Consider the following 18,836-nt stretch of genomic DNA (forward strand, 5'->3'; position numbering starts at 1 on the left):
AGTTCCTTAAGGATAGAGCAATGCGTTTAGACGTTGCGCTTCAGCCAAGCTTTTAAGGCCTAACCCACCGACGAGAGCGTGGCCATCGATGGTGATGATCTGCTTATTTATCCCAGCCGGAGTTGCTACTAACGTCGGTATGGATTGCAAAATGGCGTCTGCTCCTCCGAGTTTTTCATAACTGCGGCCACTGACTAAAATCACGTCCGGTTGCATCTCAATTATCGCTTCCATCGACAGTGGTTTATAAGACGTCACTTGTTCAGCGGCTGGATTAACCGCGCCAGCCAACTCAATAATGCTGTTTGGCGTGGTGTCACTGCCCGCTACGTTGGCTGCTCTTCCTTCGTGGATAAGAAGAAATAGCACTTTTTTCGGAGTCTTGTGGGTAGATTGATGGTGGGTTAACGCCGCTATTGTGCTTTGAACTTGCTGTTTGAGCGCTTTAGCTTGAGGCTTTGCATCAGCGAGCGTCGCGATTTGGTCAATGCGTGCCAACAACCCCTGTGGTGTGGATTCATCATTCACCACCTCGACGTTAACGCCAGCGCCTTTAAGCTGTTGCAATGTGCTTTCTGGCCCCATTTCACTAGAACCAATCAATTGTGTTGGTGCTAAGGCTAATAATCCTTCTGCGGATAATTGGCGATGATAACCGATTTTTGGGAGAGCAAGATCGTTTGGAATTTCACTGGTGACATCGACCGCAACAAGTTTATTTTGTGCGCCTAACGCAACGAGGATTTCGGTCACCGCGCTGCCCGCACTGATAATCCGTTCTTGCGCGCAGAGCCAAGGTGATAAGATGAAGAGCGTTATGGCAACAAGCCAATGAGAAAGAGATTTGTGTGTCATCGTGTTGTACTCATGAAAATCATACGGTTTTTAAAAGCGTGTATGAATAGGCTATTGGGGATGGTCGGTTAATAACTGAGTGGCAGCGATGCCATTGTCTTGCAAGAACGCCAGCAATTTAACCAACTGCTGCACTTCGGCGGTTTTGTCTGCGCCAATCACGATGGGGCGATCACTCGCTTTGCTTTGTTCTAACAACGCCAATGTGAAGTTATTCCAATCGATATACTGCTTGCCATCGATAGCCCAGTAAGGTTCGTGCGCCAGAAGATTCACTGTGATTGACTGCTTGTTCACTTCACTCACGGTGGGTGAGTCGGTTGTTGGCAGTGAAACGTCTAATGACTCAAATTTAACTGCGGCTGTAAGCAGTAAAAACACCATGACAATAAAAATGATATCCAACAATGGCGTTAAATCTGGCATTAATGAGGATGAGTGAGAGTGCGGTGTCTTAATCATGATGCATTAACCACATCATTGTCAGAGACGTCTTCATACTTAGCTACACGCTCTTGTTTGGTGGTGCAATCATGCTGTAAAGAAACACCTTCGAGCCATAAGTTGACATAATTTAGTGTGTGCTCAAGTTTTGCCATCACTCTGTCAGCCCATACGCCAAGCAGCTGAGCGCCGGTAATTGCGGGAAGTGCGATCAGCAAACCTGCAGCCGTGGTTCGCATCGCAATGCCTAGGCCATCCGCAAGGTCGTTTGGCGTAATATTGCCAGAAGAGAGCGCCACCCCTTTGAACATTTCAATCAAACCTAACACAGTGCCAAGTAAGCCTAGCAGCGGGCTGATCACACCAATCAAAGATAAAATACGCAGTCCAGAATGCAGTTGATGACGTTTTTCTTGCAACCAAATGCCCGCCGCATCTTCACGTAATCCTTTAGAGAAATCGTGATGAGCAAGTAGCATGGCAACCCCTTTATAAAGCAATGGGCGCTTGCTGGAAAATTCACTGGCTAACGCCTCAATTTGCGCTGTATTGGTCGGTGATATTTGGTTGAGCGCACTACCGATCGCACCTTTTCCAACACCAAGGCTAAGCAGTACTTGGAAAAGCCGTTCAGTAATGATCATGGTCGCAAGTGCTGAGCAGACAAAAAGAGGCCAGGCCATCAGGCCAAGTTGTTGTTCTAGTTGAGTAAGTAGTTCCATTATCCTTCCAATTTAAAACGTACTGGGATTTGCACTCGGTGGGCTATTTTTTCACCGTTCACCACTTGAGGAGAGAATTTCCATTGTTTGATGGCATTAAGAGCCGATTCATCTAGCAGCGCCGCGCCCGACGAAGAGAGTAGAACCTGTTTGATTTGGCGGCCGTTTTCGTCTAACCACACCTCATACATAGCGACCCCTTCAATTCCTCGTTTTTGTGCAAGCCTTGGATAAACAGGAGGGGCTGGGCGAGTAACAAAAGACGGCGCATCGACTAATTTCGGTTGATTAGTTGCGCCGCTGCTGCTTGGGGCGGCGGCGGTTTTCGGTGTCGATTCAGCGCTATTTTCATTCTCTACAGAGGATGTCACAGCTTCCTTTACAGGAGTTTGCACTTGTGCTGATTTTGTCGGTATTTTAGGAGCCGGTTTGTCTTTTACCGGTTTTGACAGGCTCTTTTTCTGCACCACTTTTTGCGGCTCTTTTTTTGCTGGTTTGGGCTTGTTGGCTCTCTTTTCTGGAGGTGGGGTTTTTGTTGCTCGCTCTTGTACTACCTGAGCTTGAGGTTGAGCCACAAAGTTAATCGACACTGAGATGGATTGATTTCCCGCAGGCATGGCAAACACTTTTGATTCGTCATCAACAAACAAAATCGCCGCGTGAATTGCGAGAGATAGGCTGCCAGCGACAAGATATCTAGTGAAATTCACGTTGTACTCCATATAAAAACAAAGCGTTCAGAGAGAGGATTATCACCCATCAATTAAATAAGATCAATTATCAATTGCATTATCATTTGCATCAAATTATGATTTTATGAATTTGAAAAGATTGGTTAGAAACGCCTTGTTAGCACAGGGTTTTCGATCAACCACAATTAATCATAAACAATCTGAATTAATTCACCTTTGCCATAACTTTACTTACTGGATCGGGTTTTTAGTGGCGATTAATGTGATGTACTGAGCCAGCGTAAGGCGATTTAAAGCGAAGAACGAACTGGAAATGAATATGGATTTACTTGAACAGAAAGTGGCCTCTTTATTAGAGCAACAACCGACCTTATTGCCGGCAGCGATGGCGCAAGAGTTGAATGTGACTGAATTTGAAGTGGTGCAGGCATTGCCTAAAGAGATGGTTGCGATTGTTGATGGAGCTCAAGCTCAATCGCTGTTGGAATCATTAGCGGATTGGGGAATGGTCACAACGATTGTCCACTCTTTTGGCTCTATATTTGAAGTGAAAGCGCCTTTTCCAAAAGGGAAGTTGGCTCGTGGCTATTATAACTTGATGGGTAAAGAGGGTGAGTTACACGGCCACTTAAAGTTGGAATCCATCCAACACGTTGCTTTAGTCAGCAAGCCTTTTATGGGACGTGAAAGTCATTACTTTGGTTTCTTTAGTGAGCAAGGCGATAACATTTTTAAAATTTATCTAGGCCGAGATGAAAAGCGCGAACTGATTGCAGAGCAAGTCGCACGTTTTAAAGCATTACAACAAGACGTTCATTCCAACCAATAATATTGATATAACGATAAGCCCTGAACGCAATGCGAAAGGGCCGAGGAGAAAGTCATGGATCAGCAGATCAAACAAGAGCGATTACAAGGACGATTGGAACCTGAAATCCAAGAGTTTCGTCAAGAACGTCGTACATTGCAATTGGCTACAGTGGACGCGGAAGGCCGTCCGAATGTGAGTTACGCGCCATTTGTACAAAACCAAGAAGGTTACTTTGTGCTGATTTCGCACATCGCTCGTCACGCGCGTAACTTGGAGGTGAACCCGCACGTCTCCTTGATGATGATTGCAGATGAAGGCTCATCAAAACAGATTTTTGCGCGTCAACGGCTGACGTTTGACGCCGTTGCGAGTGTCGTACCACGTGAAACGGCATTATGGCAGCAAGTCATTGGTCAAATGCAAGCTCGTTTTGGCGAGATCATTGACGGCTTAAGCCAGCTGCAAGACTTTGCTTTATTCCAATTGAAAGTAGAAAAAGGTCTTTATGTGAAAGGCTTTGGCCAGGCGTATCAAGTGTCTGGTGATGATATGGTTGATTTTGTGCACCTTGATGAAGGGCATAAGAAAATTTCCAACGCATAATCTTAATCGCTCAAGATACATTGGATATTGGAAGAAAAGGCTAGTTATCTAGCCTTTTTTGATCGTGATTTACCGTTGTTACGAGTTAATGATTTATCTGTGACTTCGTGGGATCGTTAATCGAGTATGAGAAATGTAGATAAAACAAAGCCAAGCGTAGAGCTTGGCTTTGTTGCTTGGATGAGAGAACGTTAGAATTGATAATCTACATTTAAACCCCAGTTACGCCCAGGCTGTGATTTGCTATCGATGTTAAAGGTTTCGCCAGTAGCATCTCGGCCCGTGAGATCGCTATACAGCCAATATTTTTTATCGAGTGCATTGAATAGACCAGCGCGGATGGTTAGGTCTTGCATTGGTTTATAGTAGGCCGTTAAATCGATAAGTGTATAACCAGCGGTATCTGCATTTGTATTTGATTGCCAGTCCGTCTTACTTGCAACCATCTTAACATTAAGCAGTGCTCCGTATTGGTCGCGATCCAGCCCTAAGCCTACATTACTGGTTAGAGGCGCGACTGAATCTAAAGCATCACCTGTTTTCTTATCTTCTCCCTCTGCATAAGCAATGGCTAGACGGGTGTAAGTCCCTTGTGGGGCATTAAACGCTTTATCTAAGTCAATTCGAGAGCTAAATTCCGCACCATAAATCGTGACTTCATCCAAGTTCTCTTTGGTAAAGATATCCTTGCCACCTTGTTTGCCTGTCTTTGACTGAGTAATAAAATCGGTGTACTCGTTATAGAAGGTGGTGATTTCAAAATTAGTTGAGTCATTTTGACCACGTAGCCCAAGTTCATAGGACAAACTTTTCTCTGCTTTAAGATCTGGGTTCGCATCAATGATTGCCCCCTGATTATAGAAGTAGTAAAGGTCGTAAACAGTTGGTGCCTTGAATCCTTGGCTAATTTGACCAAATACCGCTAGGTTAGGATTGACGTGGTAAACAGAACCCAATCGAGCAGTGAATGCGCTGTCTTTATTGGCTTCATAAGACTGAGTGTAGCCAGCATCAACGCTGGGTGTCGCTTCAAAAGAATCGTATCGAAGACCAGCGGTTAATATTAAACGGTCTTGGATGAAGTAGGCTTGGTCTTGTAGGAATAGCCCCCATTGCACGATAGTCGCATCAGGAATGCCAGAGCTACCCGGAGTCGATGTACCTGCATCTAATTTATAGTCAGTATTATCGAGGTCGAAGTCGTTGTTGATGTAGCTGGCACCATAGGTAAATTCATGAAGGTTGCCATTGAGATCTACGGCTTTGGAGAGCTGTCCATCAAATTGAATCGATTGATCTGATGATTCCCGTTCACGTAACCGGCGGCCATTAGATGGCGTTGTGTCGTAGTTCTTAGCGAGAGCGCTAGAATCTTGGAAATTCAATGACCAATCTAAAGAGTCAGCAAGCAGGGTATTCATCAACCATTGATGCTCTATACCGACACGAAGACGCTCATTGGTATCTTGGTTGTAGTTATCGGTATAGGTAAAGCCGGGCATAATGGAATAACCGTTATAGTTTAGCTCGTCTTCATCATACCGTTTGTTGTAATACTCGGCGGTTAGCCCAAGTCGATGGTTATCATTGGCTTGATAAAATGCTTTTGCCAACAGGTTGCCAAGTTTGGAGTCAGCCGGGTTTTGAGCGCCGCGATCAGGGCCTTCGATTTCTGAACCTGAGCCATGAGTTTGGGTCTCACTGCCATTGGCATAAGTTGCCATCAGTAAGGTTTCCAGTTTATCTTGACGCATTGCCCACGTTAATGTCGTTTTAAATTGCTCGTTAGCGGACGTATAACCAGACTTGATACCGAAGCGTTGCTCATTTCCTTCTGTGACGAGAACGTCTTCTGGATTTTTAGTGCGTAGCAATACCACACCACCTAAAGCGTCAGAGCCATACAGTGTAGATGACGCACCTTTGTTCACTTCAATAGCTTGTAGAGTGTCAATCTCTATTGCGTTTGGATATTTTCGTTGCTCAGTTGCGCCAGGGTTATAAGGTACAGGTTGCTGTACACCATCAACCATCATTTTTACACGGCTTCCATCCATGCCGCGAATATTAAATCCTGCTATTCCAAAGCGGCCATTACCTTCCGCTTCAACACCTGGGGTGGAATTTAGAGCTTGCTGAATATTATCAGCCATTACTTCTGCAATCTCAGAAGAGGAGATACTTTCAATGGATGACGATACATCTTTTTTACTCTGCTCGGTTCGCGTTGCCGAAACAACAACCTCATCGAATCGAGAAACTTCTTCTGCGAGAGCGGCAGGGGAAAGCGCTAGCAATATGGAGGCTGATAGTAGTGTTTTAGTGTACATCTGAGTTATTACCTTATTTATCAATAACAGATTCAAGCTGTGCGCAATGATATTGGATCTAAATGGTAATTACTATCATTTGTATTTGCGTGTTAATGTGAAATATAAACAGAATTAGGAGTGTATGTTTTAAATATCAGTCATTTAATATGTAAAACACTTGCTTTACTTAATTTTTCGATGACTAAAGTTGTGACTTTAATCACTTTCTGCTAGTTCAAACCTAGCCAAGCTGCACCACGGATGCCGCTGCTGTCACCATATTTCGCTTGGGTAAACACAATCTGTGCACTATCAGAAAAAACATAGTTCGCTGTTGCCCGAGGCAGATCAACATACAGCGATGCTACGTTTGATAATCCTCCACCAAGCACTATCACATCAGGATCCAACACATTGACGATGCAAGCAAAGCTGCGCGCCATTTGATCAATCAATTGTTGATAAAGCTTTGTTGCTTGTGGGTCTTGCTGCTGGTAGCGAGTGATAATTTCGGCTGCATTCCACTCTTGTTGACCAATCAACTGAGCACTCTTTGTTAAGCCAGAACCGGAGATAAAGAGTTCAATGCAGTTATCGCGTCCGCAATAACAGTGGCGATTAGGCCCATCACGTTCATTGGTAAAACTTGGCAGCGGATTGTGCCCCCACTCACCGCATACGGCGTTCGCACCGACCAATACCTGCTTGTTGATTACAATACCGCCGCCGCAACCTGTGCCCAAAATCGCGCCAAAGACTACGTTACCATCTTTGGCGGCACCATCGACCGCTTCAGACAGCGCAAAGCAATTGGCATCATTGGCAATAACAACATTGCGTTGCAGACGAGCGCACAGATCGGCTTTTAAATCTCGACCATTTAAAAAAGTGCAATTGGCATTTTTGATAAGCCCTGTCGCTGGGCTGATGGCTCCGGGAAGTCCAATCCCGATTTGGCAGTGAGTTTGAGTTTCGCTTTCGGCCATTGCAACCAGTTGGCATAAGGTACTTAGAAAAAGCTCGTACTCATGTGGGGTAGGGGTTCGGTGTTTAAAGAGGGTGTTTCCTGATTTATCCAGTACGCAAATTTCAATTTTGGTGCCACCAATGTCGAAACCTATCAGCATGATTTTTCCTTATTTTGGATGTTGAGTGTGAGTCCTGACTATGGAATATAGTCTAATAATCAACGTGTTTTGTCTTTGAACTGAACAAGATAACGTGAAGTGGTGAGATTTTTTCTTTTGATTGCTGAAAATTGTTATATTATAACATTTCTCAGCAAGTGATCTTTTTATTGAAAAGGGGAGTATCTATCCCCATAGTTAGGTCATCAATGGGTCAATTCGAATGCAAATCAATTCAGCATTGCAACAAGCAATTATTCAAGTGAGTGTAGATATGGCGGAAGTACGAGCCAGAGTGGATTTCAAAGTCGGTCTAAAAAGCAATATTGACGCCGAAATACTCTCTTTTAGAGGACTGAAAACAGACAAAGAACATGTTGCGGTCATTTTTAAATCCGCTGATGTTACTCAGGAAACTCCTTTAGTCCGTATGCATTCAGAGTGTTTAACGGGCGATGTTTTTCACTCATCACGCTGTGATTGTGGTGAACAATTAGAAGAAACCATTAATAAAATGGGCGAAGTTGGCGGCATTATCCTCTATTTGCGTCAAGAAGGTCGAGGCATTGGTCTGTACAACAAAATTGATGCCTATCGCTTACAAAGTGCGGGGATGAATACCTATGAAGCCAACAATCATCTTGGCTTTGGTGACGACCTGCGTGATTTCACTGAAGCGGCGCAGATGTTGAAAGCGTTAAATGTGACCAAGATTCGCTTAGTCACTAATAACCCTAAAAAAAGTCGTGAGCTGAAGGAGCATGGTATTGAAATTGTAGAGGTCGTGAATACCGCGGCACATATTAAGTCGGGTAATGAAAATTACCTCAAGGCCAAAGTTTCCCATGGCAAACACAACTTAAAACTATAATTCAGACTTATAGATGACAGCCAAAAACCTCATTTCGGTGAGGTTTTTGGCGTTTTTACCTTGCAAAAAAATGGATAATTTGTATTATCGGCGACTAAAAGTGCAAATGATAATAATTAGCACTACCATAAGATAACGCTCAAATCGCCTCAACAAGGATGCTCCCATGAAAGTTAACACGCTTCTTATTCAGTCAATTGCGGCCTCACTTGCCATCGCAAGTAGTGCGTCATTTGCGGCTACCGTCACTAAGGAGCAGGTGGTCGAACATTATGCCAATATTGCCCATGCCGTGTTTGCTGATTCGCTGACGACCGCTCAATCATTAGAAAAATCAATCGATCAGTTCTTGATGACTCCCTCGGCGGCTAAATTGGAAGAGGTGAAACAAGCGTGGTTAGCATCGCGAGTGCCTTACCAGCAGTCCGAAGTCTTCCGTTTTGGCAATGCCGTTGTTGACGATTGGGAAGGACAACTCAATGCTTGGCCTCTTGATGAAGGGCTGATTGACTACGTCGCTACCGATTACCAATATGAACTGGGCAATGAAGGCGCCAGCGCCAACATCATTGCCAACCAAACGTTGAAAATTGGTGCGACAACGATTGATGTCTCCACTATCACACCAGAGCTGATTGCCAGCTTAAACGAAATCGGTGGCTCTGAAGCTAACGTCGCTTCAGGTTATCATGCCATTGAGTTTCTACTGTGGGGCCAAGATTTAAATGGCACCAATGCGGGAGCCGGTGCTCGTGCTTACACGGATTTTGTCGTGGGTAGCGAATGCACCAATAACCATTGTGATCGCCGTGCTCAATACTTAAAAGCGGCAGCTCAGCTGCTCGTGCAAGATTTGGCATGGATGGAAAAACAGTGGTCTGCGGATGAAAAAGCCAATTACCGTCACGAATTACTTGCGGAATCAGCAGACAATGGTTTGCGTAAGATGCTATTTGGTATGGGGTCTTTATCACTGGGCGAATTAGCGGGCGAGCGTATGAAAGTGGCGCTAGAAGCAAACTCGACTGAAGATGAGCACGATTGTTTCTCGGATAATACTCATAACTCTCATTACTACAATGAACAAGGTATTTACAACCTTTATACGGGTTCTTACCAGCGTCAAGACGGAAAGGTACTAACAGGCCCAAGCCTGAATGATTTAGTGGCACAAAAGGATGCACAAGCAGCCAAAGAGATTCAAAAGCAGTTTGACAGTGCGCGCGCTGAAGTCGGCAAATTAGTCACGTCGGCTGAAAAAGATAATCAGCATTTCGATCAATTGATCGCGGCTAACAATCCTCAAGGCAACGCGATAGTCAATGGAGCCATTATGGCTTTAGTGGCTCAAACCGCTTCGATAGAACGTACCGCTTCAGTGATTGGAATTGATAACCTTAATCCAGATACTGCAGACCACGAATTCTAATAATAAGATGAAAAATCCAAGGGCTCAGATGAGCCCTTTTCCACGTTTACACTGAATAAAGATGTTGAGAAAAGCCCAATGAGATCGTTTTTTACCGCCGCGCTCCTAGCCTTGCTTGCCAACTCCGTTTATGCCGATGAGGTGAAATCGGGTGGCAAAACCAGTACAACCAAAGCTGGGCCGAATGCTTACTCGCTTCCAGCGGCCAATTTGCCCATGAGCAAACGGCTCGATTTTAGCGTGGGAAACAGTTTCTTTCGTAACCCTTGGGTGCCAGCGCCATCATCTACCGATGCAAGAGATGGTTTAGGGCCGCTTTTTAACACCAATGGTTGCCAAAATTGTCACATCAAAGATGGTCGCGGCCATCCGCCAGAAAAAAATGACACACATGCCGTTTCGATGTTGGTTCGCCTGAGTATTCCAGCGGTGACGGATGAACAAAAAGCGATCTACGCCAAAGAAGGGGGGATCCCCGAACCCGTCTATGGTGGACAGTTACAAGATTTCGCTTTGCCCGATCAAAAAGCAGAAGGACAAATCCACATCACTTATCAAGAGATTGCGGTTGCTTTTACGGATGGCCACCAAGTGATGTTACGTAAACCCAATTTAAAAATTGCTGAACTTGGTTATGGCGATATGCATCCTGATACCCAGTTTTCGGCGCGTGTCGCTCCGCCAATGATTGGCCTTGGCCTACTTGAAAGCATTGCTGATGCCAGCTTATTAGCAATGGCAGACCCTGAAGATAGTGATGGCGATGGTATCTCTGGCAAAGTGAACCGTGTTTGGGATGTAGAAAAAAAAGATTTTGCCATCGGGCGTTTTGGTTGGAAAGCCGGGCAGCCTAGTTTAATGCAACAGAATGCCGCGGCGTTTAACGGCGATTTAGGATTGACCAGCCGTTTATTCCCAAAAGAAAACTGCACCGAGAAGCAAACACTCTGTCAAACCTTACCTAACGGCGGCGACCCTGAGGTCAGTGACAACATTCTTGATTTTGTCGAATTCTATTCTCAGCATTTAGCCGTTCCAGTGCGTCGTAATGTCGACGATCCACAAGTGAAGCTGGGTCAATCATTGTTCAAACAAGTTGGCTGTGAGAGTTGCCACCGCACTGACCTTAAAACGGTAAAAAGAATGGATCGCCCAGCCTTGTCAGAGCAAGAAATCCATCCTTACAGTGATTTACTACTGCATGATATGGGCGAAGGGTTAGCCGATAATCGTCCTGAAGCCTTAGCTAATGGACAAGAGTGGCGTACCCCGCCTTTGTGGGGGATCGGCTATACGCAAGAGGTCAGCGGCCATACTTATTTTTTACATGATGGCCGAGCGCGTAATCTCATGGAAGCGGTACTTTGGCATGGTGGTGAGGCGCAAAGTGCCAAAGAGAAAGTACGTCAATTCAATGCCAGCGAACGCAACGCGTTGATCGCTTTTCTTAATTCTTTATAGGGTGCGAGCATGAAATTTCCTCTGTTATTTTCGATAGCGGTTACCAGCGTACTTTCGGCTTGCCAACCCACGCCGAAATCAGCGCTTGAGCCGCAAAAAAACAATCATGTTAGCCAAGGTGTTTATGAGGTTGAATTTGCTGCGGTGCAGCGTTTTGCTCAACAATCGCACCAGCTTGCTCAATTATTTGATCAGCAATGTCAGCTGGGCGATATCGCATTGCCCTTGCTGAAAGAACAGTGGCAGCAAACTATTGGGGCGTGGATGTTTTTACAAGGGCAAGAGAGAGGGCCAGCTAAAGCACTCGAGCAAAGTTGGAACGTACAATTTTGGCCAGATAAAAAAGACACTACCGGGCGAAAAATGAGCCTGTTAACGAGCAGTGGCAAGCACTGGAGTGAGGAGCAGATTGCAAACCAGAGTGTCACAGTGCAGGGGATTGGCGCATTGGAATGGTTACTCTATGACCCTCAATCGCCGCTTATGAAAAACCAGCAATTAGAAACTGGCTGTATGATTGGACAAGCGATCAGCGCGAATTTGGCGACGAAATCTCATTTGATTGCTGAGCAATGGCAACAGAATCCATGGTTGATGCTGGATCTGAGCGCTTGGCAAGCCGAATACATTGCGTTGCTCTCCAATCAGCTTGATTACAGCATGAAAAAACTGAGTCGCCCCTTAGCCAATATCGGCCAGCCACGCCCTTATTTTTCAGAATCGTGGCGCGCCAAAGTCTCTTTGAATAACCTGCAAAAGAATGTTCAAGCGATGCAAGCACTCTATTTAGCAAAAGACGGTTTAGATCAGATGTTGCGGGAAAGAGATCAAGTCGTCATGGCCGAACGCGTAAAAGCACATTTATCCTTGATGTTGGAAACGTGGCCGCAAACGGCCAGCTTATTTGATTTATTGCAAACGAAAACAGGCTACCGTGAGGTGCTTGCGCTCTATAACAAGTTCGAGCAACTTAATTATTTACTGCATGATGAAGTCGCGGTAGAGCTAGGTGTAGTGATAGGATTTAATGCAACCGATGGTGACTGATCTAACAAGGCGTACGCTACTGAAAGCGGCGTTATTGAGCGCATCAGCGCCCCTGCTGCCACTGGGGTGTGCCACTACGCGCCGTGGCCCACAACCCGCTTTGATTGGTTGCGCTATTCATAAAGGCTCGCAGTTTCGCGCCGTTGTAGCCGACGCCCAAGGCCAAGCGATTAACCAATTACCTTTGCCTGCAAGGGGACACGGTGTTGCTATCCATCCTACCTTGACGCATGCAGTCGCTTTTGCCCGTCGTCCCGGCGAGTTTTTGATGGTGTTTAACTATCAAAATGGAGAACTCATCAAATTGCAACTGGCGCAACCCACGCGACATTTTTATGGGCACGGCGTTTACTCAAATGATGGTGCGTGGCTTTATGCAACCGAAGGCGAGAAAGCGACAAGTCGCGGCATTATTGGTGTGTATGATGTGCAGCACAGTTACCAAAAAGTGGCTGAGTTCAGTGGTTTTGGTATTGGCCCTCACGAAGTCATTGTGATGCCAGATGGCCGACTCGCGATTGGGGTGGGTGGGGTGCATACCTTCGGCCGAGAGCCACTCAACGTAGAGAGCATGATGCCGAGCTTGATCTACCTTTCTCATCAAGGAGAAGTTCTTGAGCAACGGATATTGAACGACCACCATTTGAGCATCCGCCATCTTGCTCATGATGGTGCAGATACTGTGCTGTGCGGCCAACAATACCGAGGTCAGCCGGAAGAGTATCCACCTTTGGTAGCGCTACATCACCAAGGTGGCGAACTCATTCCGCTCTTGGCAGAGCCTGAACAATGGGCAAGATTCAACCATTACATTGCCAGTATTGCGGCGACCGACCAATGGATTTTAGCGACTTCTCCACGAGGTAACTGTTACGGTATTTGGTCAAAAGAGACACTGCAACTGGTTGAGTTGGCCTCTTTGCCGGATGCTTCTGGCGTGGTAGTGCAAGATCAGCAGTTCCAAGTCAGTTCAGGAGCTGGCTTGGTCGTTAATTCACCCTATCCTCAACCTGAAATACGCACGCGTAGTAATGTCCAATGGGACAATCACTGGTCTGCCATTGATTACTCTCGCCAAAAAAGCTGAGTAAGCGAACTAAATTTGTTTAATGATAATTCTCATTGCATGAGAGTTTATGAATATATTGTTGATATCGACAACAACGTTTAGCAGATAGCCGTTTCTTTTGCCATACTGAAACGTGAATCAGCGTTGTTGGATAGATCGGAATGAGTAAAAGCATCCTATTTGCTTTATTATTGATTTTTAGTAGCTTTTCTCTTTACTCTGCCGAGAAGGTACAGCCTTTTGCTGTCTCGCAAGAGAATGCCTCGTTGCAATCTTTTATCCAATATCCGCATTTAGTCGAACGAATTTACCAAGAGAATGAGAATCGGCGCATTTGGCAAGATGAGCAGATTGTTCGTCAATTTGAACATCAATTGGAAGTGATTCGCCGAGCGGGGTTTAGCCCTTTATTTTCACGCCAGTTAGCGCAAATGAAAGCATACCGGAATCAGCAAGCGTTCACCGAATACGATCTGCTGGCGACCGATACTTTACTTTTGTATTTGAGTTATGCCGAGCAAGCTCCCAAAGTCGGTATGGCTTGGTTCTTTGAACGTAAGCTCAACTCTGCCATTGCTCCACCAAGCCAAGAAGCCTTGTTCGCCCTTCATGTTGCGGTGGAAGTTAACAGTATCGGAGATCTGCTCAATGGTTATGCGCCGAGCAACGCGGCTTATGATCAACTGCTACACGCCTATGATTTTCTGCTCAGTACTGAAAATGCAGCGCTCTCGTTGTACAGCCAAAAAGGGTTAAAAAAACCTGGCGATAAGCTCTCACAACGTAGTGTGCTTATTGCCCGCTTATCATTAGTTAATATCGATGTTAGCACAGTGCGTGACGACGTAACTTGGTATGACAACAGCTTGGTCAAACCTGTGAAAGAGTTTCAAGCGATGCACGGTTTAAAAGCTGATGGCATGATTGGCCCCGAGACCTTAAAGTGGTTAAATTTGTCTTTGCAGGCACGCCTGTCTATGTTGGCATTAAATGCAGAGCGAACTCGTTTGTGGCCAGAATCAAAAGAGACACAGATCGTAGTCAACGTTCCCAGTTTTGATATGCGCTACTGGTATTTAGGTAAAGAAGTCTTTCAGTCTAAAGTGGTGGTGGGCCGAGTTTCACGCAAAACGCCACTCATGAGCACCAAATTAGATTCTTTGATCCTAAACCCGACGTGGAATGTGCCACACAAAATCATGGTTGAAGATATTCTGCCGATGGTAAAAAAAGATCAAAACTATTTGCGTCAACACAATATTGATATTGTTTCGAGCTGGCGTTCGAATGATCAAATTGACCCAAGCAACATCAACTGGTCTGCGGTGAATCCGGCCTCTTTTCCCTACCGAATGCGTCAGCAAGCCGGGCAAGATAATGCATTAGGTCTGTATAAATTTAATACGCCCAATCGCAGAGCGATTTACCTACATGATACGCCGAGTAAATACCTATTCAATAATACGTCGCGAGCCTTTAGTTCGGGTTGCATTCGAGTACAAAATGCCGATAAGTTTGCTTCGATGATATTAGAAACCCAAGGTATTAATGGTGATAAATTAACGGGTAAAGAAGGGCCAGCGAATGGCACGATCCCATTAAAGCAGCGCATCCCCGTACACATCATCTATCAAACCGTTTGGTATGAAGGTGGGGAACTGCACTACCGAGATGATATCTATCGTTATGATGCATTCAGTACCAGTAATGGGTGAATGGATACTGCTAAAACAGTGGTCACCTAAGTAAGCAGGGATGCGTCTCTCAATTTACCAAAAAATGACTTAATAAAGATCTCTTTTATGTTCAAAGAGTAACGATGCTGTAGCTCTCTCTTGAGCATTTCGAGCACAATTTATGCATTTGATCTTCACAATGGAGTCCGGTAGTGTCCGGGCTTGTTGAAAATAAATTCAGTTGTGAAGGTATCCAACCTTGTTAGTTTCTCGTCGTCATTTTATAAAATTGGCTGGTAGTGGTGTAGTTGTAGCGGCGTGTGCCCCCCAAATAGTATTGGCATCGTACCCTGAAACCTCTCGCATACTCGCGATGAATAATTTACATACCGGTGAAACACTTGAAACCTGTTATTTCAACGGTGTTCGCTATGTTCGATCTGAGCTTGATCGGCTCAACCATATTTGCCGTGATTTCCGCCGCAACGAAGTCCATCCAATGGACAAAAATCTATTTGACCAAATATCGAAAATTCAATCTCTACTTGGCACTCAAGCGGAAGTACAAATCATCTCTGGTTATCGATCTCCTGCCACCAATGAAAGGTTGCGCACTCACTCCTCTGGGGTTGCTAAGAAAAGTTTCCATATGCTAGGCCAAGCAATTGATTTTCGGTTAGATGGTATTCAGTTGAGTCAAGTACGCGAAGCGGCGATCGAATTGGGCGCTGGCGGTGTTGGTTATTATCCTAGCAGTGATTTTGTGCACATTGATACTGGGCCTATACGTCATTGGTCATAAGGCTGTTCGTGACTTGTCAAATGAAAGTGTCAATGTCATAGTTCGGCCAACTGCGAATTCGAACAAGGTTTTAGTATGTCGTTAAAGTATCAAGTGGTGCCCGTCACTTCCTTCTCTCAAAACTGCTCTATCGTTTGGTGTGATGACACCATGGAAGGGATCGTGGTTGACCCTGGCGGTGATGTGAAACAGCTCGTGATGTTGATCAATGAACTCGGGGTAAAAGTGGTCAGTTTGGTTCTTACTCATGGTCATTTAGATCATGTCGGTGGAACCGAACCGCTGGCGCAGCAGTTGGGCGGCGTCGATATTATTGGACCACATAAAGCGGACAACTTCTGGCTACAAGGCCTCGAAGGTCAAAGCAAAATGTTTGGTTTTCCACTGACGGAAGCCTTTGAACCTACCCAATGGCTTAATGACGGTGATGAAGTGAAGTTTGGCCTTCAAACTCTACAAGTATTGCACACGCCCGGCCACACGCCCGGTCACGTGGTGCTGTTTAGCCAGCAAGCGAAATTGGCGTTTGTTGGTGATGTATTGTTTAACGGTAGTATCGGCCGTACGGATTTCCCGCAAGGTGATTTCAATACCCTGATTCACTCGATCAAAACTAAGCTATGGCCACTTGGCAACGATGTGACGTTTGTGCCCGGCCATGGTCCGCAATCGACTTTTGGCCGTGAACGTGCCAATAACCCTTATGTCGCAGATGAAATGCCCCTGTATTGATCTTGATTAGGCTCAGAGTGTTCCTTCTGCGCCCATTAAACCATGTCTTAGTCTGGTTCGGCCGCCGCGAGGTAGCGCCGAATCAGCCCCACAAACGCCTCGGCGTCACGATCCAGATCGTGCGCTGAGATAAAAATATCATAATCAAAAAATTGCCGTTGATAGCGCATCCGATTGGCTAACATTGCCATAAGACCATGATAGTAATTACCGTTTGGCGCAGTGTAAGGTGCGTTGTCGAGTACCAAGTCTTCAAATTGAGTCTCTTTGCGCTGTTGTTTTGCTCCTAAGTAGAGCAGCGCGCGCTGGCTGAGCAAGATCTCACTAGCGATTCTAGGACACACACTCTCAAGGTAAAGTGAATAATCCTTCAGTTTGATCCCAATCCAAGGCAAAGGTTGGTGCCAACCATGATATTCATAACTGCATACCCCAATGCGGCTAATATTGTTCCATTTTACGACCCAACCTCCTTTAAAGAGATGCTGCTGAAAATGGGTAGCGGTTAGGGTGTAGCTAACTTTTCCTTTCAAAATCAAAAAATAGAAGGTGATTAGAGTCACTGCCAGTGCACTTACTAACAGCAGCGCATGAATAATGTTGGATGAGAATATGACAATGCAAATTGAAGCGATGATACAAGTCGTATTTATCCATTTCACCATAGGTGATTGCAAAGAAAAGCGCGTATTAGACAAATGTTGGGTGTGCATAAAACAGTGAAACTCCTTCGAGCTACAGCATCGTTGTTGGCTGTTGCGACCTGTATAAATTGTAGTCAGTTACCGCATCAAAATGCGTTTTTGCCCCTCAATCTGTGCTATGCCCTACAAATCGAGGACGATTTTTGATATAAAACGCGCTTCAAATTTTCACCACTGCTTGAAACGCAGTGAAATGGAGAAATATTCGATGAGACTTGCTCATAAGCGTAAGGTGCAGGCAAAATTGCAAAAGCGTATTAAAGCGACTGTTGCAAACTTGATCGCCTCTCAATCAGCAAAGCCTGTAACAGCGCAATCGACCGTAGCAAAAACCGCTGCAACAAAAGTAGTTGTGGAGAAAGCTGCGGCGAACTCTAAAAAAGTGGATGTTGCGTTAACGCCAAAACAGCAACAGGTTTTAGATATCGTCGCTAACCACGCAGAAGGTATGAATCCTAAATCGATCGGCTTAAGTGCTGGTCAAGAAGATGCGAAAGCTGCCGCTTGGGCCACTGGCGCACTCAAGAAACTAGTAGAAGAAAATCTGGTAGTGAAAGAGCAGTTAGCAGGCAACAAAGTTATCTATAAAGCCATTTAATCTGCTGTTCGTTGTGAATGAATTAGCCTCGGTAGCCCCGAGGCTTTTTTACGATCAAATTTTAAAATGCAATCAAAGCTACTCTTCTTTGGTAATAGAGCCAATTTCGAGCATCGGTGCGACATCGATGTTTTCGGCATTCATCATAGAAGATAAACGTTGTACTGATGAGAGCAACAAGCTTTGCTCCCACTCTTGAAGCTGCCTAAATTGTTCGACAAAGCTTTCTTGCAATGGTTGCGGTGCCTTTTCTAGCAGCTTCTTACCTTCGTCCGTTAAATGGGCGTGCACTTTTCGTTTATCGGTATTGCTGCGAATTCGCTGTACGTATCCGTTGCGCTCTAATCTATCCAAAATGGTGGTGGCAGTGGCCTGGCTCATGTTCGTATGATCCGACAATGTGCGGATAGTCACCTCACCAAGGGTTTGAATTGAACGCATTAAAATAAGCTGGGGACCAGTAAGTCCAGCATCTCTATTCAGTTTTTTAGAGTGCAGATCAATTGCGCGAATAATTTGTCGAATTGAGATCAAAACTTCTTCATGTTTTTCCAAACTCATTGTCCCAAAAAGAAAGTTATTAATAAGCGGGGACCATAGCGCAGTTCTTTTCACTTGAAAAGTAGCATTCGACCTCTTTTGTTTTGGTCTAAGATGATGAGTGTATAAGTTGAGATGTAAAATGATTAGTGCTCGAATGTTTTTGTTTTCGATTTTTACCCTAAATTGGTTTAAGTTTAACCATTAAGCCTTGTTTTTTGCCTTATATGGCATTTTATGTTGCTTTTTAGTGGATTTTTTCTGTGATTTTGGTAGGGTATTCAGCATATTGAAAAAATAAATTGCTATGAGTACGAAGTTATTTTTGGTTTTTGTCTTAA

The 18,836-nt window shown here is 45.0% G+C and carries 19 protein-coding genes; 11 read left to right on the forward strand and 8 right to left on the reverse strand.

The genetic code is table 11. The features are described 5' to 3' along the window. Positions 1-6: 6 nt before the first annotated feature. Genes DD616_RS10885 through DD616_RS10900 form a run of 4 tightly spaced genes read right to left on the reverse strand, consistent with a single transcriptional unit; the run spans position 7 to position 2,731 of the window. Positions 7-855, reverse strand: coding sequence for a heme/hemin ABC transporter substrate-binding protein (locus DD616_RS10885; RefSeq protein ID WP_019280954.1), 849 nt, complete (start codon positions 853-855; stop codon positions 7-9). 51 nt (positions 856-906) lie between these two features. Continuing rightward, on the reverse strand, positions 907-1,317 hold the full coding sequence (locus DD616_RS10890; RefSeq protein ID WP_094164117.1) for an ExbD/TolR family protein: 411 nt from the start codon (positions 1,315-1,317) through the stop codon (positions 907-909). Next, complete coding sequence (locus DD616_RS10895; protein ID WP_013856734.1) at positions 1,314-2,021, reverse strand: MotA/TolQ/ExbB proton channel family protein; 708 nt, start codon at positions 2,019-2,021, stop codon at positions 1,314-1,316. The genes DD616_RS10890 and DD616_RS10895 overlap by 4 nt, the downstream gene beginning before the upstream one ends. After that, positions 2,021-2,731 carry an energy transducer TonB gene (locus DD616_RS10900; protein ID WP_172859008.1) on the reverse strand — a complete coding sequence of 237 codons (711 nt, stop codon included), beginning with the start codon at positions 2,729-2,731 and terminating at the stop codon, positions 2,021-2,023. The genes DD616_RS10895 and DD616_RS10900 overlap by 1 nt, the downstream gene beginning before the upstream one ends. 301 nt (positions 2,732-3,032) lie before the next feature. Here DD616_RS10900 and hutX point away from each other — a divergent pair, with 301 nt between their 5' ends. Then, on the forward strand, positions 3,033-3,542 hold the full coding sequence (hutX, locus tag DD616_RS10905; RefSeq protein WP_088732522.1) for a heme utilization cystosolic carrier protein HutX: 510 nt from the start codon (positions 3,033-3,035) through the stop codon (positions 3,540-3,542). A gap of 54 nt (positions 3,543-3,596) precedes the next feature. After that, the gene (hutZ, locus tag DD616_RS10910) at positions 3,597-4,127 is read left to right on the forward strand and encodes a heme utilization protein HutZ (protein WP_017044790.1); all 531 of its coding nucleotides are present in this window, start codon (positions 3,597-3,599) and stop codon (positions 4,125-4,127) included. 191 nt (positions 4,128-4,318) lie between these two features. Here hutZ and DD616_RS10915 read toward each other — a convergent pair whose 3' ends face one another. Further along, the gene (locus tag DD616_RS10915) at positions 4,319-6,457 is read right to left on the reverse strand and encodes a TonB-dependent hemoglobin/transferrin/lactoferrin family receptor (protein WP_115339841.1); all 2,139 of its coding nucleotides are present in this window, start codon (positions 6,455-6,457) and stop codon (positions 4,319-4,321) included. A 212-nt stretch (positions 6,458-6,669) separates the two neighbouring features. Next, positions 6,670-7,566, reverse strand: a complete 897-nt coding sequence (locus DD616_RS10920) for an ROK family protein (RefSeq protein WP_017050566.1) — start codon at positions 7,564-7,566, stop codon at positions 6,670-6,672. A gap of 223 nt (positions 7,567-7,789) precedes the next feature. Here DD616_RS10920 and DD616_RS10925 point away from each other — a divergent pair, with 223 nt between their 5' ends. The 8 genes from DD616_RS10925 to DD616_RS10960 all read left to right on the forward strand — a co-directional run bounded on the left by DD616_RS10925 (position 7,790) and on the right by DD616_RS10960 (position 16,653). Further along, the gene (locus DD616_RS10925) at positions 7,790-8,437 is read left to right on the forward strand and encodes a GTP cyclohydrolase II (protein WP_013856740.1); all 648 of its coding nucleotides are present in this window, start codon (positions 7,790-7,792) and stop codon (positions 8,435-8,437) included. A 166-nt stretch (positions 8,438-8,603) separates the two neighbouring features. Next, a complete protein-coding gene (locus tag DD616_RS10930; protein ID WP_047691824.1) occupies positions 8,604-9,866 on the forward strand; it encodes an imelysin family protein in 1,263 nt (420 codons plus the stop codon). Positions 9,867-9,944: 78 nt separating this feature from the next. Next, positions 9,945-11,327: a di-heme oxidoreductase family protein gene (locus tag DD616_RS10935; protein ID WP_208872286.1), complete on the forward strand. Its 1,383-nt coding sequence runs from the start codon at positions 9,945-9,947 to the stop codon at positions 11,325-11,327. Between the two features lie 9 nt (positions 11,328-11,336). Beyond that, on the forward strand, positions 11,337-12,374 hold the full coding sequence (locus DD616_RS10940) for an imelysin family protein (RefSeq protein ID WP_096036432.1): 1,038 nt from the start codon (positions 11,337-11,339) through the stop codon (positions 12,372-12,374). After that, on the forward strand, positions 12,364-13,461 hold the full coding sequence (locus DD616_RS10945; RefSeq protein WP_208872287.1) for a DUF1513 domain-containing protein: 1,098 nt from the start codon (positions 12,364-12,366) through the stop codon (positions 13,459-13,461). The genes DD616_RS10940 and DD616_RS10945 overlap by 11 nt, the downstream gene beginning before the upstream one ends. Positions 13,462-13,604: 143 nt before the next feature. After that, a complete protein-coding gene (locus tag DD616_RS10950; RefSeq protein WP_208872288.1) occupies positions 13,605-15,158 on the forward strand; it encodes a L,D-transpeptidase family protein in 1,554 nt (517 codons plus the stop codon). Between the two features lie 220 nt (positions 15,159-15,378). Continuing rightward, positions 15,379-15,921 carry a peptidoglycan L,D-endopeptidase MepK gene (gene mepK, locus DD616_RS10955; RefSeq protein WP_208872289.1) on the forward strand — a complete coding sequence of 181 codons (543 nt, stop codon included), beginning with the start codon at positions 15,379-15,381 and terminating at the stop codon, positions 15,919-15,921. A 75-nt stretch (positions 15,922-15,996) separates the two neighbouring features. Continuing rightward, positions 15,997-16,653, forward strand: a complete 657-nt coding sequence (locus DD616_RS10960; protein WP_013856747.1) for an MBL fold metallo-hydrolase — start codon at positions 15,997-15,999, stop codon at positions 16,651-16,653. A gap of 47 nt (positions 16,654-16,700) precedes the next feature. On the opposite strand, the gene DD616_RS10965 is transcribed toward DD616_RS10960, so the two are convergent. Further along, on the reverse strand, positions 16,701-17,366 hold the full coding sequence (locus DD616_RS10965) for a DUF2982 domain-containing protein (protein WP_208872290.1): 666 nt from the start codon (positions 17,364-17,366) through the stop codon (positions 16,701-16,703). Positions 17,367-17,565: 199 nt separating this feature from the next. Here DD616_RS10965 and DD616_RS10970 point away from each other — a divergent pair, with 199 nt between their 5' ends. Next, entirely contained in the window at positions 17,566-17,955 is a 390-nt protein-coding gene (locus DD616_RS10970) for a hypothetical protein (protein WP_026027541.1), read from the forward strand. Positions 17,956-18,033: 78 nt separating this feature from the next. Here DD616_RS10970 and DD616_RS10975 read toward each other — a convergent pair whose 3' ends face one another. Then, complete coding sequence (locus tag DD616_RS10975; RefSeq protein WP_010320725.1) at positions 18,034-18,510, reverse strand: MarR family winged helix-turn-helix transcriptional regulator; 477 nt, start codon at positions 18,508-18,510, stop codon at positions 18,034-18,036. Positions 18,511-18,836 lie beyond the last annotated feature (326 nt).

Source organism: Vibrio anguillarum (assembly GCF_003390515.1).
GTDB classification, from domain to species: domain Bacteria; phylum Pseudomonadota; class Gammaproteobacteria; order Enterobacterales; family Vibrionaceae; genus Vibrio; species Vibrio anguillarum.

Excerpts from the sequence above, each read along its gene's own strand:
- DD616_RS10885 (WP_019280954.1), bottom strand. The coding sequence starts at position 855 with ATGACACACAAATCTCTTTCTCATTGGCTTGTTGCCATAACGCTCTTC.
- DD616_RS10890 (WP_094164117.1), bottom strand. The coding sequence starts at position 1,317 with ATGATTAAGACACCGCACTCTCACTCATCCTCATTAATGCCAGATTTA.
- DD616_RS10895 (WP_013856734.1), bottom strand. The coding sequence starts at position 2,021 with ATGGAACTACTTACTCAACTAGAACAACAACTTGGCCTGATGGCCTGG.
- hutX (WP_088732522.1), top strand. The coding sequence starts at position 3,033 with ATGGATTTACTTGAACAGAAAGTGGCCTCTTTATTAGAGCAACAACCG.
- hutZ (WP_017044790.1), top strand. The coding sequence starts at position 3,597 with ATGGATCAGCAGATCAAACAAGAGCGATTACAAGGACGATTGGAACCT.
- DD616_RS10915 (WP_115339841.1), bottom strand. The coding sequence starts at position 6,457 with ATGTACACTAAAACACTACTATCAGCCTCCATATTGCTAGCGCTTTCC.
- DD616_RS10920 (WP_017050566.1), bottom strand. The coding sequence starts at position 7,566 with ATGCTGATAGGTTTCGACATTGGTGGCACCAAAATTGAAATTTGCGTA.
- DD616_RS10925 (WP_013856740.1), top strand. The coding sequence starts at position 7,790 with ATGCAAATCAATTCAGCATTGCAACAAGCAATTATTCAAGTGAGTGTA.
- DD616_RS10930 (WP_047691824.1), top strand. The coding sequence starts at position 8,604 with ATGAAAGTTAACACGCTTCTTATTCAGTCAATTGCGGCCTCACTTGCC.
- DD616_RS10935 (WP_208872286.1), top strand. The coding sequence starts at position 9,945 with ATGAGATCGTTTTTTACCGCCGCGCTCCTAGCCTTGCTTGCCAACTCC.
- DD616_RS10940 (WP_096036432.1), top strand. The coding sequence starts at position 11,337 with ATGAAATTTCCTCTGTTATTTTCGATAGCGGTTACCAGCGTACTTTCG.
- DD616_RS10945 (WP_208872287.1), top strand. The coding sequence starts at position 12,364 with ATGGTGACTGATCTAACAAGGCGTACGCTACTGAAAGCGGCGTTATTG.
- DD616_RS10950 (WP_208872288.1), top strand. The coding sequence starts at position 13,605 with ATGAGTAAAAGCATCCTATTTGCTTTATTATTGATTTTTAGTAGCTTT.
- DD616_RS10960 (WP_013856747.1), top strand. The coding sequence starts at position 15,997 with ATGTCGTTAAAGTATCAAGTGGTGCCCGTCACTTCCTTCTCTCAAAAC.
- DD616_RS10965 (WP_208872290.1), bottom strand. The coding sequence starts at position 17,366 with ATGCACACCCAACATTTGTCTAATACGCGCTTTTCTTTGCAATCACCT.
- DD616_RS10970 (WP_026027541.1), top strand. The coding sequence starts at position 17,566 with ATGAGACTTGCTCATAAGCGTAAGGTGCAGGCAAAATTGCAAAAGCGT.